This is a genomic window from Kitasatospora sp. NPDC059795, assembly GCF_042732175.1.
Classification (GTDB): Bacteria; Actinomycetota; Actinomycetes; order Streptomycetales; family Streptomycetaceae; genus Kitasatospora.
Map to the genome: position 1 here is coordinate 234,099 of NZ_JBHWID010000007.1, position 16,274 is coordinate 250,372.

Here is a 16,274-nt window from a genome sequence, read left to right on the forward strand (position 1 = left end):
GCGGCGAACGCGCAGCGAACCAGCCGCGCAGCGGCGAACGCGCAGCGAACCAGCCGCGCAGCGGCGAACGCGCAGCGAACCAGCCGCGCAGCGGCGAACGCGCAGCGAACCAGCCGCGCAGCGGCGAGCTGGCGGACAACGAGCGACCACGCCTCGAGTCAGGGCCCAGCGAGCAGGCGCGCAGCGACGCCGAACGCCCGCCGCTGCCCGCACAAACCTGGGCCCGGACGGAACGACCGACCGATCGAGCACCGGCCACGCACACAGCCTGCGGCCCGCTTCAGAGCGACGCGCAGTGGGCAGGCGCGCAGCGCCGGACGTCCGCCGTGCCCTGCGCCAACCCCGGCTCGGACCGACGCGCCCTGGTATCCGCCGCCGGCTTCCGTGCGAAGCCGACCGCGCGCAGCGCCACCAACCCCGACCCCCGCCCGCACCACCCGGCCCTCGCCCACCCCCAATCCAACGCCGCACGAAACCAGCCGCACGCAGCGCCACCCGCCCCCGGCTCCCGGCCCGTGGAGCCCGCCGCGCGCAGCGCCACGCACCCCGGCCCCCGGCCCACACCGCCCAACCCTCGCTCACGCCCGATCCAATGCCGCACGGAACCAGCTGCGCACAGCGCCAACGCACCCCGGCCCTCGCCCACCCCCAACCCAACGCCGCGCGGAGCCGGCCGCGCGCAGCGCCACCCGCACGCGGCCCCCGGCCCTCGCCCCACACCCGATCCAATGCCGCACGGCCGGCCGCGCACAGCGCCACGCACCCCCACGCGGCCCGCCCGCCCCCCGTGGAGCCCGCCGCGCGCAGCGGCTAGCGCCAGCCGTACTCGTACTCCCCCAGCGCCGTCCCGTCCGGGAAGTGGGCGGTGCCGTGGCCGGTGCGGCGGCCGCCGTGGCGTTCGTAGAAGGCGATCGCGCGGTGGTTGGCGGCCAGGACGTCGAGGCGGACGGGCCGTTCGGGGTGGCGGGCGAGGGCGGCGTGCAGCAGGCGGGTGCCGAGGCCGGCGCCGGTGCGGTCGGGGTGGACGTGGAGTTGTTCCAGGCGGACGACCCCGCTGTCCGGGACGAGGTAGGCGAAGCCGGCGAGGGTGCCGTCCGGGTCTTCGGCGAGCAGCAGGGTGGGGGTGTCGGCGGGCGGTCCGTAGTCCGCGGCGAGGCGCAGTTCCCAGAGCATCGTCTGCGTGCTGTCGGCGGCGAGTGCCGCGTCCGGGACGAGTCCGGCGTAGGCGCTGCGGCGGCTGGCGGTCAGCAGGGCGGCGACGGCGGCGGCGTCGGGTGCGCCGCCTTCGCGCAGGGTGGCGGGCATGTCGTCAGCTTTCCACACGCCGGGGGTTGAACACGTTCAAGAAGTGCCCTAGAGTCATCCACGAGCGATTTTGAACGCGTTCGAAATCGCAGGACTCCCGGCCGAGGAGGGGTCCGTCCGCCCGCCAGGGGGGGGCGGTGGACGGCAGGTCGGGGGGCAGGGGGGTGGCACGCCGGTGCTGGGGGGCACCGGGGCCGCCCGTCCGGTACCGTTTCGCCCTCCCGGTCCGGAGTTGTCCCGGTCCGGGCTAGGCTCGTTTTTCACAGCTGACTACTGGGGCGAAGCGAATGGCAGGCGGGGCGAAGGTGCCAGGAAACGACCGGGAACGGCCCGACGGGGGCCCGGTAGGGTCGGACGGCGTGGAGAGCGCGAGCGACCGGAACGACCCGGGCACCGGCGTGCCCGCCGCCGAACTTGCCGGCGGCCGGGCCCAACCGAAGACCGACAAGAGCGAGGCCACTCGGGCCCTGATCCTGGAGACCGCGATGCGGATGTTCCAGGAACGCGGCTACGAGAAGACCACGATGCGGGCGATCGCCGCCGAGGCGGGCGTCTCGGTCGGAAATGCGTATTACTACTTCTCGGCAAAAGAATTTCTCATTCAGGGTTTCTACGACCGAATGACGTACGACCATGCGGCGGACGCCAGGAAGCGCATGGCAAATACCCGCGATTTCGCCACCCGGCTGGAAATCGCACTGAATTCCTGGCTCGACACGGCGGCCCCGTACCACGAGTTCTCCGCGCAGTTCTTCCGCACTGCCGCCGACCCGACCAGCTCGCTCAGCCCGTTCTCCAACGAGTCCCACCCGGCCCGGGCCACGGCGGTCGAGCTGTTCCGCGAGGTCCTGCAGGGTTCCGAACTCGCCCCCAAGCTGGACGCCGAGCTGGTCGAGCTGCTGCCCGACGTCCTGTGGCTGCACCTGATGGTCGTCGTCCTCTACTGGGTCTTCGACCGCACCGAGGACACCGAGCGCACCCGGGAATTCGTCCGCCGGTCGACCCCCATGGCGGCCCGGGTGATCAACCTCTCCCGTTACCGGATATTCCGGCCGATCGTCCGGGACGCCAAGGGGCTCATTCAGGATTTCATTCTGCCGACCATCGGAAAGACCGCCGTCAAGCAGCCTCCCGCCGAATAGGGCCGGTCAGAAGCTGTCGGGGTTCCAGGGGGCACGGGCCGCGCGGAACAGCGCGTCCGCCCGGGCGGCGGCCCCCGGGGCGAGCTCGGTGAGGAGCGCGGCGTCGGCGAGCCGGGTGGCGGTCTCGGCGCCCAGGTAGAGGGTGCCGAGCGCACCGACGCCGAGTGCCAGGTCGGCCGCGTCCTCGGTCGGCACAAGTCGGCCGGTGCCGTCGGTGGCGGTCTCCAGCGCCCAGCGGCCGGTCGTCCAGCCATACGGGTCGGTGACGTCCAGCACCAGGCGGCCGGCGGCCCGGTAGCTGCGGGCGGCGAACGCGGCGGGCAGGTCGAGCAGGCGCAGCCAGGTGAAGTCGGAGTCTTCCTCGTGCGGGCGGGCGCCGCGCGGGTCGTTCAGCAGCAGCGGCAGCGGGTCGTCGGGCCGCGTGGCGGGGACGACCACGTGACGCACCCAGTCGACGGAGAACGCGAGCTTCCACAGCGCGTTGGCGGTCTGCTGGTCGAGCGCGAGGAAGTCCCGGACGTTCAGCGGACAGTCCGGGTAGGCACCGTCGAACTTCTCGTCGACGGTGTAGTTGATCAGGCCGGTGACGGTGCCGTCGGCGGTGCGGTGGAGGGCGGTGAATCCTTCCTTCCAGTCGAAGCCGGGCAGGTCGATCTCGCCGGTGCGCAGCTGCCACCAGCGCGCCGGGCGGCCGATCGCGCCGGGCTGCGTGCCCTGCCAGCGTTCATGCAGCTCGGGGCCGTACGTGCGGACCTCCTCCAGGGTGACGAAGTCGATCCGGTGCCCCTCGTGGACGGGCAGTCCGGCCCGCAGGCCGCCGCTGCGCAGCACGTCCACCCGCCAGCCGCCGCCGCGGGTGGCGGGGCCGAAGCCGAAGCGGCCGTAGATGTTGTACTCGGCGGCGATCAGGATCGCGGCGGGCAGGCCGCGCTCCCGGGCGGCCTCCAGGTCGTTGCGCATCATGCGGCTGAGCAGGCCGCGCCGGCGGTGCGTGGAGTTGACGGTGACGCCGGTGACCGCGTCCACCGCCAGCCGGGCGCCGCCGGGGACGGTCAGCTCGGTGTCGTAGCTGAGGAAGGTGGCCACGCAGCGCGGCCCCTCCGGCGTCGGGCCGGAGTGGTCGAACGCCGCCTGCATCCGCCCCGGTTCGAAGATGATCTCGCGCCACTCCTTGGCGACCGCGACGTGCGGCCGCAGGAAGCCCCGGGCGATCGCCCTGTCCCACACGGTGAGTTCGTCACGGGTGATCGGCCGGATCTCAATGCCCTGGTCAGCGGGTTGCTGCGTGTCGTTGCCCATCCGGCCACGGTACGTCCGGCCCCGGTACCCGTCACCCGAATTTCCCTCCGCCCGCCGCCCTCCGACGCCACGTCAGAAGCCGTCCTCGGCAATGGGAACCACGCCCGCCATGAACGCGCCCGGTTCGCCACCGCCGACCTGACCGCCCTCCCCGCCGACCTGACCGCCCTCCCCGCCGCGGTGGGGACCGCCCCGGCCGGCCCGGCCCGCGCCGGCAACGCGCTCAAGAAGCAGTACGCGCCGGTCAATTGGCTCCGGGCGGACCGGCGGGCCGCCGCTCACCGATTCTGCTCCGCCAGCCTCCCGGCGAGGCCCGCCGTCGCGGTCTCGACCCAGTCCATGGTCCGGGCCGTCTCGTAGCCGAGCGCGTGGTTGATGCCGATCATGTGGGTGTTGACGGTGGCCGTGGTGGTGCAGATGCGCTCCATGTCCGGCCGCTCGTCGGCGATCCGGCGCGACATGGCGGCCTTCATCGCCAGGCCGAGCCCGTGCCCGCGGTGCGCGGCCGGTACGGAGGTGTCGTGGATGTAGCCGATCTCCCGGCGGTGCGGGTAGTTGTGCACGACGTGGACGCCGACGACCTGCCCCGTTGCGGCCTCGACGGCGACGACGACCCGCTGCTCCGCGCCGGCCTCCGCCAGCTCGCGGTCGGCCTCGCGGATCCGCTCCGGGGTCCACCGGGTCGGCCGGTAGGCGGTCCGGCCCGACGGGGCGTCCTCGATGGCCTGCCGGGCCGCGGCGAAGGACTCGACGAGCCGCTCGGGCGTCGCCCCCGTCCACTGCTCCAGCCGGTAGCCGGCCGGGACGGGCACCTCCCACAGCCGGGCGGGAGTCTCCGCGAACAGCAGGACCTGCATCACCATGCTGTGCGTCACCTCGAACCCGAGGCCCGCCGCCCACCCGGCGCCCGCGGAGTCCGGCTTCATCGGCTGGCCGATGACGATGTCGCGCCCGGCCGCCAGCACGGCGGGCATCGCGGCCCGCAGCAGCGCGGTTCCGACGCCGCGACGCCGCAGTTCCGGGTGCACGTGGACCTCGACCTGGGCGATCCCGCTGTTGGAGTCCTCGGGCAGCGCCACCCGGACCGAACCGGCCAGGCGTCCGTCCAGGGCGCCGATCCAGAAGCGGCAGGGCCCGTCCTCGACCGGCGGGGTGCGCAGGCGGCCGATCGCCGACGCGTAGGTCAGCGGCGGGTCCTCGGGGAAGTCCACCGCCACGGCCGCCGCCCGCATCGCGTGGTAGTCGGCCAACTGCCGCTCGGAGGCGTGGTCCGGGTCGAGCGGCTGTATGTCGAGGGTCACCGGATCTCCGTGTTCGCTGCGGCGCCGTGAAGCGGTCGGTTCGTGAACCACCGGCTTCAGTGTGCGGCACCCGCACGGAGTCCGGGCGGACTTCTGCCGATCCGGTCAGGGGCGGGCGTAGAAGTCGGGGCGGCCCATGATCCAGAGGCTGGCCTGTTTGATGTCGGTGCCGGGGCGGGGGGCCTCGATCATCTGGTCGTCGCCGATGTAGATGGCGACGTGGTAGATGTCGGCGGCGCGGCCGGTCTTGGTCCAGAAGACCAGGTCTCCGGGCCGGAGGTGGTCGTGGCTGACGGGAGTGGATTCGGCGTACTGGTCGGCGGCGAAGTGGGTGAGGTTCTTGCCGCCCTTGCGCCAGGCCATCATCGTCAGGCCGGAGCAGTCGTAGCCCTGCGGGCCTTCGCCGCCCCAGATGTAGGGCAGGCCGATGACCGAGCGGGCGAACTCGATGGCGGACGCCGCGCCCTCGGCGGACCAGGGCTGTTCGCGGTCGGGGACGGGGTGCAGGTGGGCCGCGGCGGCGGCGCGTTCGGCCTCGGCGCGGCGGGCGGCCTCCTCGGCCTCGCGGCGGGCGATCTCGTCCAGCGCCTCCTGGCGTTGGCGTTCGAGGTCGACGCTGGTGTCGCGGGCCGCGGCGAGTTCGGCGAGCAGGGCCTCCTGGCGTCTGCCGATCTCGGCGACCTGGCGTTCCTGGTCGGCGAGCCGCCGCTGGGCGGCGTCCTTGGCGGTGCGGACGGTGTCGGCGGCAGTCCGGGCGGTCGCCTCGGCGGCGCGGGCCTCGGCGGCGGCGCGGGCGGCGGCCTTCGCCGTGCCGGTGGCGTCGTCGAGGATCTGCCGGGTCTGGGCGCCGGCGATGCCGACGGCGGTGGCCTGCGCGGACAGCTCGGCGGGGCCACGGGAGCCCAACAGGGCGTCCAGTGCGGCGAGTTGCGGGGAGGCGCCCTGCCGGTACATCTCGGCGACCAGCCCGGCGGCCCGGTCGGCGGCCCGGACGCGGGCGGCCTCGGCGGCGACGGAGCGGCCGGCGGCGGCCTTCGCCGCCTGCTGGGCCTTGGCCAGCCGGGCGAGGGCGCCGTTGTACACCTCGACGGCCTGCTCGGCGACCTGCCCGGCCCGGTCGAGGTCGGTGCGGGCGGCGGCGAGCTTGGCCTCCAGGGCGGTGGCGTCGGCGGCCTTGGCGTCGGCGTCGGCCTTGGCCCTGGCGACCTCCTCGGCGGACGGGTACGCCTCGTCGTCCGGGTCGTCGGCGAGCCGGACGGCGGGGACGGCGGCGGGGGCGCTCGCGGCGGGCAGCAGGGTGAGCAGGGCGGCGGAGGCGAGGAGGAGGGCGGGGAGGAGTCTGCGCGGCATGACGGTCCTTCCTCGGCACGGTCTGACAATCGACCGGAGGAATCGACCGACTGTCCCATCACGTGACAATTCGGTCACGCGTCGTCAGATTCTCAGACCTGACGCGGTGTCAGCGCCATCGCCGTGCAGCCACCCGAGTGAGATGTCCGATTGTCGGAAGACGGGGCCGCCCGAAGCAGGTGGGTCGGCCACGAACCCTACCGGCCGTATGCTGCCCGCTCCGCCATCCGACGCCGCATCAGCGCGCCGACCGTCCGGCGGCACCGCCCGCCCGGCCGCACCACCGACCGCCCGGCCGCACCGCCCGCCGAAGGCCCGCCCGGCCGCACCGCCCGTCGACGGCCCGCCCGGCCCGCGTCCCGCCGCCGTGTCAGCGCGCCCGCTGCGGCGGCTTGCCGGTCGCGGTGGTGCGTGGCCGCCCGGCCCGGACGGTGCGGCGGCGGCGCTGGGCGCGGGCCCGCCGGGCCGGGTCGGTGGCGGGCGCGGCGGCCCGCCGGCCGCCGGGCGGCAGTGCGGTGGGGCGGTGGGCCAGCGCCCGGGCGGCCATCCGCTCGGCCACCGCGTGCGCCTTGGGGTGGCCGGCCGGCACCTTGTCGGGCGCCCCGGCGATCAGGTCGAACAGCCAGGTGCGCGCCCGGTCCGTCCGGGCGTGCAGCCGCCGTTCGCGCCGGGCGGCGCGGGCCATCCGGCGGGGCCGGTCGGCGTACCGCCAGCGCGCCCAGGGGCTGGACGGGCGGGCCAGCCGGATCGCGCCGATCCAGGACAGGCCGGGCACCATGATGCCGAGCAGTCCCGTCCACACCTTGCCCTTGAGCAGCGCGATCAGGCTGACCAGCGCGTTTCCGGCGATCACCGCGACCACGCCCCAGCGGGTGCTCTGGTTGGGCACCAGGCCGAGCGGCACGTACCCGGTGAGCAGCAGTGCGGTGAGCAGGATGCCGAGGATCACCGCGTCCACCGACTTGCGGCCCTGTTCGCTCCAGTAGACGTCGTCCAGGTGGAGGATCAGCGCGAACTCGTCCAGCACCAGGCCGCAGCCGATGCCGAAGGACAGGCCGAACCAGTCGATCCAGGGGTGGCCGCCGTTGGTGGCGAAGACGCCGATGCCGCCGAGCAGCAGGAAGCCCAGGCCGAACACCATGTGGTGGATGTGCAGCCCGCCGGGGGTGATGTTGCCGGGCCACCAGCGGACCTCGGCGCGGATCATCCGGGTGCTGAAGCGGATGAACACGAAGGACGAGATGAACCCGACCAGCAGCAGGAACAGGGGCTGCTTGTGGGCGTCCACGATGTGGTGGCGGTAGCCGTCGAGCAGTGCGCTGAGCATCGGGTGGTGCCTTCGATCTCGGGTTCGGTTCGTCCGCGGGGCCGCCGGGTCAGAAGCCTCGGGTGCGTTTCGCGGCCCGGCGCGGGATCAGCAGGTGCGGGGCGTCGCGGTCGCTGGCGCCGGGGTTCTTCAGGAACAGCCGGGCCACCTCGCCGCCGAGGTTGACGCCGATGGCCAGCGCCAGCGCCAGCGCGACGGCCCGGCTGGCGGAGACCAGTCCGCTGGAGGGGTGGCCCTGGGCGAACGCCAGCATGCCCAGGTACAGCGCCGAACCGGGCATCAGCGGGCCCATCGCGGCGGTCACGTACGGCAGCGCGGAGGACGCCTGGAAGCGGGCCAGCAACTGGCCGAACAGGCCGACCAGGCCGGCGGCCAGGCCGGTGGCGACGATCGCCGAGATCCCGGCGTTGTAGACCAGCACGCCGTACGTGGACCAGCCGATGCCGGCGTTCAGCACCACCATCGGCAGCGAGCGCCGGTCGGTCTGCAGCAGCATCGCGAAGGCCAGCGCCAGCACCATCGCGGCGAGCAGCTGGACCGGCGGCGAGGTGGTGCCGCCGATCGACTCGTCGGGCCGCAGCTTGGCGTTGTAGTTGACGCCGATGTACAGCACCAGCATCACGCCGATGACGATGCCCGCGACCAGGTACATCACCTCCAGCAACCGGGCGGCGGCGGTGATGTAGAAGCCGGTCAGGCCGTCCTGCACGGCGGCGACCATGGCGCGTCCGGGCAGCAGCGCGAACAGCCCACCGGTGATCACCACGGAGCCGCGCAGGTGCAGCTCGTTGAAGGAGAGCAGGATGCCGCAGAGCGCGGCGGGCATCGCGGCGATCACGAACTGGTAGAACTCGGGCAGCCCGCGGCGGGCGATGAACGAGGCCAGCCGGTCGCCGACCACGGCGGCGGCGAACGCGGCGCCGAACACCAGCCAGGCCTTGCTGTCGACCCTCCCGCCGACCAGGAACGACGCCGCGCCGGCCAGCAGCCCGGTGGCCATCGACAGCAGCCAGGCCGGGTACGGGTGCCGGTTGCGGCGGATCTCGGCGAGCCGCCGGTAGGCGTCGTTGACGGTCACCTTCTCCGCGGTGATGTCGGCGACCAGCTCGTACACGGCGGCCAGCCGCGTGTAGTCGGAGGTACGGCGGCGCACCACCCGGTCCGCGGTGACCGGCGGGTCGATCAGCGAGGGCTGGTGGGAGATCGAGATCAGGGTGAAGGTGACCTGCGGTTCGCAGTGGTCGAGGCGGTAGGCGTGGGCGATGCCCAGCATCGCGGCCTCCACGTCCTCGGCGGCCTCGCCGCTGGCCAGCAGCAGTTCGCCGATGCGCAACGACAGGTCGAGGATGCGGGGCACGTTGCGCTGGGTCTGCGCGCCGGCGGCCGGGTGCAGTTCGCGCGGGGTGCGTTCGAAGGCGGGGCGCTCGGCCATCGGCGTGCGCAGCAGGGTGCGCATCCGGTCCGGCCAGGGGGCGTCGCCGGGGGCGCCCTTGTGCAGTTCGGTCAGGTCCAGGCCGTACGCGGGGGTGTAGCCGGCGGCGTTCCACTCCTCGGGGGTGAGGGTGTCCTGGGCGAGCGGGTTGCGGACGCGGACGGCCTCGGCGGCCTCCTGGGCGGCCGTGTGCCCGAGCAGCCCCTCGGTCTGCGCGGGCTCGGGTGCGTGCGGGACGCTGACGGTCCGTTCGATGGGCGGGGCGTCCGGACCGAGCAGCCCTTCGGTGGGCGGCGCCTCCTGCGCAGGTGCGCCCTCCGGCTTGCGTTCGGACACGGTGCTTTCCTCCGCCACCCCGGCAGCCGCCCGGTCGGGCTGCCTACTGGCTCCACCTTGCCCGATCGACCCCGCCGGTGCGAACAAGGGGTGCCCACTCCCGTCGGGCCGAGCTGGAACGACCTCAGAACCTCGAGGTGTCCAGCACCAGCCCGAACGGCTCCGGCAGCCTGATCGCCACACCGAACGGGTGCGGACCGTCCACCACTGCGTAGCCCAGGTCGTGGGGCTCGGAGAACAGGGTGCACTCGCGGCTCTGCCGGTCGGCGAGCAGGTACAGCGGCGCGCCGTACTGGGCATAGCGCTTGCGCTTGGTGACGCGGTCGGTGTCGCCATTGGACTCGGAGGTGACCTCGACAACCAGCAGGGTCTGGTCGGGAGTGAGCGCGCCGGCTCCGGCGGCGAGGTCGTCCGGGACGACGGCGATGTCGGCCAGGTACCAGTTCGGGGACCCTGGCAGGTCGAGGTTGCCGGATCCGCTCACGCAGCCGAGCTCGTCGACCCGGGCGTCGAGCTGTCGGCGGATCCGGGCGACGAGCCGTTCGTGGTCCCACATCGGTGACATCAGAACGATCCGCCCCTCGATGACCTGGGCCCACCGGTCGTCGATGAGCTGCACCGCGTACTTCAGCGCCGCCTCGTGGTCCACGTCGCCGTACGCGATCGGCTGTGCACTCATGCCCGGCTCCCTCGCTCGCGTGTGGTGTCCGTCCAGACGCCTGAGATTCCCACCGTACCTGTCCCTCCCGACCGACAGGCCGACGCGTTCCGGGAGCAGGGCTGTGCCCGCCCGTGGTCCGGGAGTTCCGAACCAAGGGCGGCGGTGGTGCGGGCTACAGGCCGTAGTCCTCGACGATCTTCCGGTGTCGGTCCGGGTCGACGCCGGCGGCGTCGGCGAGGGCGGGCCAGGCGAGGGGGTGGGGCCAGTGGGCGGTGAGGTCGGTGAGGAGGGTGTCGGCCTCCTTGGCGGAGGCGGTCGGCGGGACGCCGAGCGCGGCGTAGACGCCGGGCAGGGTCTCGTCCTCGTGGTGCGGGTCGGTGACCCGGTACTGGTCGCCGCTGTAGGCCCACACCGCGTACCCGGCTTCCTGGAGGGCGCCGCGCAGGGTGTACCAGGTGTCGTCGTCGGGGCAGCAGCCGTCGATCCAGTAGGTGGTGAAGCCGGCCGGGTCGAGCAGGGCGAGGTGTTCGAAGACCGGGTGCCAGTCGTCCTCCTGGCCGGGCTCGGGGCGGTCGTTGAGCACGGCGGGCGAGAACACCACGACGTCGCCGTGGTTGAGGTCGTGGTCGTCGCCGAGCACCGGCAGCACCCGGGCGGTGGCCGGGCCGGTGCGCAGCGCGGGCAGGTCGACGGTGGTGCCGTTGTGGCGGGGGGCGCGGATCTCGATCAGCTGCCACTCCTCGTCGACCGGGCCGCTGTCGGCGTCGAACTCGATGTCGAGGCGGGCTCCGGCGGCGCGAACGGCCGCCCAGTCGCGGTTGGCGGTGGCGGCGGTGATCAGGTGCCACAGGTCGGGGGGCTGGACGGTGCGGTGCTGCTCGTCCTCGCCGGCCTCGGCGGGGTCGAGGGCGTGTTCCAGGAGTTCCTGGTAGAGCCGCTGGGCCTCGGCGTGGTCGCCGCGGCGGGTGGCGGCGGTGGCGGCGAGGCGGCGGGTGTTGAGGGCGTCCGGCTCGTGGGCGAGGACGGCGGCGCACTGTTCGCCGACCTCGGCCCAGCGGCCCTGGGCGGCGGCCCAGCGGGCGCGCAGCCAGTGCGCGTCGCCGGGGTCGGCGGAGAGCCGGTCGGCGAGCCGGTCGATGCCGTCGCCGTCCTGGGCGTCGATCAGCAGCTGGCCGAGCATGCCGGTGAGGTAGTCGCTGCCGGGGTCGAGTTCGAGTTGGGCCCAGAGCAGTTCGGTGACGGCGCGGGTGTGGCCGAGGGCGCCGAGCGCGCCGGCCAGGTTGAGCACCAGGACGGTGTCGGGCGCCTCGGCGATGGCGAGGGCGGCGGCCAGCAGGTCGGCGCCGGTCTCCGGCTCGGGGCGGTTCTCGGCCAGCCACTGCGGCAACTCGCCCACGGGGACGGGAAGTTCGGGGTGCGGCAGGGCTTCGGCGGCGGCCAGCAGGTCGGCGACCTGTTCGGCGACGCCGTCGGTGCGGCGCAGTTGGCCGAGCTTGCGCGCGCCGGTGCGGGCCAGGGTGCGGGCGACCTCGCGGGCGCCGCGGGCGAGGGCGAGCCGGCCGGCGGACAGCACGGTGGTGAGGCAGGGGCGGTGCGAGCCGGCGGCGTCGAGTTCGCCGGCCCACTCGGCGAGCCGGGCGCCGAGCGCGGCGTCGTTGGGGAACTCCCCTGCGGCGACCAGCAGTTCGACGGCGGCGGTCCAGCGGTGGCGGATGTCGGGGTAGCGGTCGGCCTCTTCGGCGGCGGGCAGCAGTTCGAGGGCGGTCGCGGCGCGGCCGAGGGCGGCGTGCTGGAGGGCGCGGCCGACCCGGAGCTTGCGGCGGTCGTCGTCGTCGAGGCGGTGCCCGGCGGCGACGTGGGCGCGCTCGGCGGTGTCGTAGGCGTCCAGGGCCTCCTGGTGCCGGCCGAGCCGGTGCAGGGCGGAGGTGCGGCTGTGCACGAAGGCCAGCGAGACCTGTTCGCCGGCCGCCCGGATCCGGGTCTGCGCGCGGTCGAGGTGGGTCAGCGCGTCGGCGGGGCGGCCGTCGTCCTCCAGGGTGTCGGCGTACTCCCGGGACAGGCAGTCGAAGCAGGCCCTGGCCGGTTCGACCCGTTCCAGGGTCTCCTCCAGCACGGCGAGCCGCTCGGGGACGTAGCCGGGGCCGTCGATGTTGGCGTGGCAGATGGTGAAGTCCTGGACGGCGCACACCGATTGGGGGCAGGAGGCGGTCTCCTCGCGGTGTGCGAACTCCAGCAGCGACACCGCCTCGGACATCGCGGCCTCGCCCTGGTTGCGCTTGTTCAGCAGGTTCTGCAGCCGCCAGTGCCGCAGGAAGACCTCGACCCAGGGCAGGCCGAGGGCGCGGGCGGAGGCCAGCGCCTCGGGGTACATGGCGTCGAGCTGCTCGTTGCGGCCCTCGACGGCGTGGCCGGCGATCTCGGCGAGCGCGTCGGCCAGCCGGTGCTGGCCGGACTCGACGAGTTGGCGGTGGGTGTCGTGCACCCAGGACCAGATGTCGGTGGTCATCGTTCCTCGTCCCCCTGCGGAGTGTCTGCGGAGATGGTGTCGGGCACCACCGACAGGCCGTCGGCGGGGACGGCGGCGGTGAGCGCGGCGACCGCCGTGGAGATGCCGCCGAGGGCTGCGGTCAGGTCGCCGCCGGCCGACCCGGAGGCCGCCGCCATGATCACCTTGAGCGAGCGCAGCAGCGCGGCGGCGGTGGCGGCCCCGGTGTGGCCGTCGCGGTAGGCGGCGAGCAGGTCGCGCACGGCGGGCGAGGCCAGGTTGAGGTAGAGCCGGGCCTTGACGGTGCCGTCGGTGCGGGCGGTGAACGCCCGGGCCAGGCGCAGCGCGGCGGACGGGATGCGGGCGTCGGCCCGGTCGTCCTCGATCCGGGCCTTGAGCTCGGCCTCGCGGTCGGGCACCAGCACCAGCGGCAGGCCGGGCGGGTCGAAGCGGGCCGGGACGAGCTGTTCGCCGTCGTCGGTGAGGGCGGCGCTCAGCCAGGCGTGCTGTTCGGCGGGCAGCGGCAGGTCGGGGGCGCGGAACAGTTCGCGGTTGCCGCTCTCGCTGCCGAGTTCGACGATCCGGCAGTCCCGCAGCTGCGCGTAGCGGCGCAGGAACGGCAGGACGGCGTACCGGTCGCCGCGGGCGATCGGCACCTGCATGGCGCGGTACAGCATCTCCTCGAAGCCGCCGCCGCTGCCGAGGGCGACGTGCACGGCGCCGTCGCCGGCGGCGCGCAGGGCGCCGGCGGTGAGTTCGCCCTGCGAGGTGGGGACGGGGACGTCGTCGGCGAGCAGGGTGAACAGCCGGTCGTCGCAGAGGGCGGCGCCGAGCAGTTCCTGGCCGTGCCGGGTGAGGATCCGCCGCCAGGCGGCGGGGTGCAGCCGGGCGGTCTCGTACAGGCCGTCGACGATGGCGTCGGCGAGGACCTGCTGGAGGGCCCGGTAGTGCTCGTCGCGCTGGAGGTCCTCGCGGCTGGCGGTGGGGGTGAGGCGGGTGGACTCGACGACGCCGCCGATGAAGCCGGCCCAGCTGGGCAGCAGGTCGCGGGCGTCGTCGGCGAGCAGCATGCCGCGCAGGTAGACGGCGAGGTCGCGGTTGTCGGTGGAGCCGTAGGTGCCGCCGTCCTGCACCCAGAGCAGGCCGACGGCGTCGGAGCGGTCGTCGGCGGGCTGCACGGGGAAGGCGGTGAGCGGTTCGAAGCTGCGGGCGAAGGCCGTGGCGAAGCGCATCCGGTGCAGGTGGGGCGAGCCGGGGACGTCCTGCCGCCAGGGCACCACGACGGTGTTGACGGCCTGCTCGTCGTCGCCGACGAACACCTCGATGGGCAGCAGCACGCAGTACCGGGCGAGGACTTCGCGCAGCGCCTCCTGGTCGGCGAGGTGGGCGTGCTCGGGCTTGAGCCGGAGCGTCACCACGGTGCCGGGCGCAGGCCGGGGCGGGGCCGCCTCGACGCTGTACTGCTCGCCGCCGCGGCTGCGGTAGGTGTGCGCGGCGTGCGGTTCGCGGTGCGAGGCGGTGGTGACGGTCACCTCCTCGGCGACCGAGAACGCGGAGAGGAAGCCCAGTCCGAACGCGCCGATGAGTTCCTGGTTGCCGGTCAGGTCGCGCAGCATCCGGGTGTAGCCGGTGCCGACGGTGGCCAGGTAGGCGTGGATCTCGGGTTCGGTCAGTCCGGCCCCGTTGTCCTCGATCGCCACCGTCCGCGCGGCCGGGTCGCCGGTCACCCGGATCAGTGGCCGGTAGTCGCCCTCCGGGTCCTCCAGCCTGCGCCGGGTGTGCGAGTCGTGGGCGTTCTGCACGAGTTCGCGCAGCGCCACCAGTGGTGTCGAGTAGAGGTGCGTGGCGAGCACGCCCACCAGGCCGCCGAGGTCGACCTCCGTGGTGCGGAGATTCTCCGACTTCTCGGACGCGGGGAATTCGACGCCACTTCCGTCGGCGCCGGAAACGGGGGGAAGGCCATCAGACATGAGGCCCCAGTGTGCCAGTACGACAATCAGGCGACCACTGTTTTCGGCATTCCCTTCTTCCTGTCGATACTCGGTCAACTCCGGCCCGCCGCCCGGGCGATCGTCCGGAATCCCGCCAACCTGCCGAAATCCCACGCCATTTACCGACCCGCCCGAAACGGTGGCCGACCATCCGTGCGACTTTCGCACCAGTTTGCAGGGAGACCACCCCCGGACGAATTAGCCGTGCAGGCTCCGCGCGTATGCGATCGGCGGGTTGCCCCCACCCGGGTCGACCTCGACCACCTCGCACCCGCCGTCCGTCGGCGATTCGGCTGACCTCGGGCGATGGCGGTCCGGCGGGGCGTCGGCGACCCTGGACAGCGGAAGCTACCGGCGATTAACTTGACTGCGCGTCCAGCCGCCCGCCCGAAGGGAGCGCACCGTGCGCCGCACTGTGTACAACGAGGATCACGAGGCGTTCCGGGAGACCATCCGGGACTTCATCGCGAACGAGGTCGTCCCGGCCTACGAGAGCTGGGAGGAGGCCGGCCACCCGCCGCGGGACTTCTACCGCAAGCTGGGCGAGCTCGGCGTCTTCGGCATCGAGGTCCCGGAGGAGTACGGCGGCGCCGGCGAGACCGGCTTCAAGTACCAGGCGGTGATCTACGAGGAGACCGCCCGCGCGGGCGTCACCTTCGGCTCCTCCGGCGTGCACACCGGCCTGGTGCTGCCGTACCTGATGGAGTACGCCACCGAGGAGCAGAAGCAGCGCTGGCTGCCCGGCTTCGTCACCGGCGACATCATGACCGCGATCGCGATGACCGAGCCGGGCGCGGGCTCCGACCTGGCCGGCATCGCCACCACCGCGAAGCTGTCCGTCGACGGCACCCACTACGTGCTCAACGGCGCCAAGACCTTCATCACCGGCGGCGTGCTGGCCGACCTGGTCCTGGTGGTCTGCCGCACCGCGCCGTACGACCCGGCGGACCGCCGGGCCGGCCTGTCCATCCTGTGCGTGGACACCGCCTCCGAGGGCTACTCGGTCGGCCGCAAGCTGCAGAAGATCGGCCTGCGCACCTCGGACACCGCCGAGCTGTCCTTCACCGACGTGAAGGTCCCGGTGGAGAACCTGCTCGGCGAGGAGGGCAAGGCGTTCTCCTACCTGACCCACAACCTGGTGCAGGAGCGCCTGGCGATCGCGGTCGGCGCGTACGCCTCGGCGGCCGCCGCGGTGCAGTTCGCGGTGAAGTACGTCAAGGACCGCAAGGTGTTCGGCAAGGCCGTCGCCGAGTTCCAGAACACCAAGTTCTCGCTGGCCGACTGCCAGGCCCAGGTGCTCGCCCAGCAGGCCATGGTCGACCAGGCGCTGGAGCTGTACCAGAACGGCGAGCTGACGGTGGCGGACGCCGCCGCGGCCAAGCTGTTCTGCACCGAGTCGGCCTCCGAGGTGATCGACAAGTGCCTCCAGCTGCACGGCGGTTACGGCTACATCCTGGAGTACCCGATCGCCCGCCTCTACACCGACAACCGGGTGTTCCGGATCTACGGCGGCACCAGCGAGGTCATGCGCACCATCATCGCCAAGTCGCTCGGCCTGTAAGGCACTTCGGGCCCGCGGACACGACGGAGGCGGGCACCCGGTCCGGGCCGGTGCCGGTCTCGGCGAGCGCCCGCAGGCCTCCCC

11 protein-coding genes are annotated in these 16,274 nt (G+C 73.6%); 2 read left to right on the top strand and 9 right to left on the bottom strand.

All coding sequences use genetic code 11. From position 1 onward, the window contains the following. Positions 1-810: 810 nt before the first annotated feature. Entirely contained in the window at positions 811-1,305 is a 495-nt protein-coding gene (locus tag ACFV4P_RS17075) for a GNAT family N-acetyltransferase (RefSeq protein WP_380471813.1), read from the bottom strand. Between the two features lie 359 nt (positions 1,306-1,664). Between ACFV4P_RS17075 and ACFV4P_RS17080 the strand changes: the two genes are divergently transcribed. Beyond that, entirely contained in the window at positions 1,665-2,447 is a 783-nt protein-coding gene (locus tag ACFV4P_RS17080; RefSeq protein ID WP_073807590.1) for a TetR/AcrR family transcriptional regulator, read from the top strand. 6 nt (positions 2,448-2,453) lie between these two features. Here ACFV4P_RS17080 and ACFV4P_RS17085 read toward each other — a convergent pair whose 3' ends face one another. From ACFV4P_RS17085 to ACFV4P_RS17120, 8 genes are all read right to left on the bottom strand, one after another. Then, a complete protein-coding gene (locus tag ACFV4P_RS17085; RefSeq protein WP_380471815.1) occupies positions 2,454-3,746 on the bottom strand; it encodes a GNAT family N-acetyltransferase in 1,293 nt (430 codons plus the stop codon). A gap of 278 nt (positions 3,747-4,024) precedes the next feature. Then, the gene (locus ACFV4P_RS17090) at positions 4,025-5,047 is read right to left on the bottom strand and encodes a GNAT family N-acetyltransferase (RefSeq protein ID WP_380471817.1); all 1,023 of its coding nucleotides are present in this window, start codon (positions 5,045-5,047) and stop codon (positions 4,025-4,027) included. Positions 5,048-5,152: 105 nt separating this feature from the next. Beyond that, the gene (locus ACFV4P_RS17095) at positions 5,153-6,397 is read right to left on the bottom strand and encodes a C40 family peptidase (RefSeq protein ID WP_380471819.1); all 1,245 of its coding nucleotides are present in this window, start codon (positions 6,395-6,397) and stop codon (positions 5,153-5,155) included. Between the two features lie 370 nt (positions 6,398-6,767). Then, positions 6,768-7,724, bottom strand: coding sequence for a hypothetical protein (locus tag ACFV4P_RS17100; protein ID WP_380471821.1), 957 nt, complete (start codon positions 7,722-7,724; stop codon positions 6,768-6,770). A 49-nt stretch (positions 7,725-7,773) separates the two neighbouring features. Beyond that, entirely contained in the window at positions 7,774-9,492 is a 1,719-nt protein-coding gene (locus ACFV4P_RS17105) for a threonine/serine exporter ThrE family protein (RefSeq protein ID WP_380471822.1), read from the bottom strand. Positions 9,493-9,616: 124 nt separating this feature from the next. Further along, positions 9,617-10,171, bottom strand: coding sequence for a Uma2 family endonuclease (locus ACFV4P_RS17110; RefSeq protein ID WP_073807581.1), 555 nt, complete (start codon positions 10,169-10,171; stop codon positions 9,617-9,619). A gap of 154 nt (positions 10,172-10,325) precedes the next feature. Then, positions 10,326-12,659 carry a tetratricopeptide repeat protein gene (locus ACFV4P_RS17115; protein WP_380471824.1) on the bottom strand — a complete coding sequence of 778 codons (2,334 nt, stop codon included), beginning with the start codon at positions 12,657-12,659 and terminating at the stop codon, positions 10,326-10,328. Further along, positions 12,656-14,608, bottom strand: a complete 1,953-nt coding sequence (locus ACFV4P_RS17120; protein WP_380471826.1) for an ATP-binding protein — start codon at positions 14,606-14,608, stop codon at positions 12,656-12,658. Before ACFV4P_RS17120 ends, ACFV4P_RS17115 begins: the two co-directional genes overlap by 4 nt. A 424-nt stretch (positions 14,609-15,032) precedes the next feature. Between ACFV4P_RS17120 and ACFV4P_RS17125 the strand changes: the two genes are divergently transcribed. After that, positions 15,033-16,190 (top strand): acyl-CoA dehydrogenase family protein, encoded by a 1,158-nt coding sequence (locus ACFV4P_RS17125; RefSeq protein ID WP_380471828.1) that lies wholly within the window; start codon positions 15,033-15,035, stop codon positions 16,188-16,190. The last annotated feature ends 84 nt before the right edge of the window (positions 16,191-16,274 follow it).

What these genes read in the sequence shown, in the direction of transcription:
- ACFV4P_RS17075 (WP_380471813.1), bottom strand. Translation starts at nt 1,305, where the DNA reads ATGCCCGCCACCCTGCGCGAAGGCGGCGCACCCGACGCCGCCGCCGTC.
- ACFV4P_RS17085 (WP_380471815.1), bottom strand. Translation starts at nt 3,746, where the DNA reads ATGGGCAACGACACGCAGCAACCCGCTGACCAGGGCATTGAGATCCGG.
- ACFV4P_RS17095 (WP_380471819.1), bottom strand. Translation starts at nt 6,397, where the DNA reads ATGCCGCGCAGACTCCTCCCCGCCCTCCTCCTCGCCTCCGCCGCCCTG.
- ACFV4P_RS17100 (WP_380471821.1), bottom strand. Translation starts at nt 7,724, where the DNA reads ATGCTCAGCGCACTGCTCGACGGCTACCGCCACCACATCGTGGACGCC.
- ACFV4P_RS17110 (WP_073807581.1), bottom strand. Translation starts at nt 10,171, where the DNA reads ATGAGTGCACAGCCGATCGCGTACGGCGACGTGGACCACGAGGCGGCG.
- ACFV4P_RS17115 (WP_380471824.1), bottom strand. Translation starts at nt 12,659, where the DNA reads ATGACCACCGACATCTGGTCCTGGGTGCACGACACCCACCGCCAACTC.
- ACFV4P_RS17120 (WP_380471826.1), bottom strand. Translation starts at nt 14,608, where the DNA reads ATGTCTGATGGCCTTCCCCCCGTTTCCGGCGCCGACGGAAGTGGCGTC.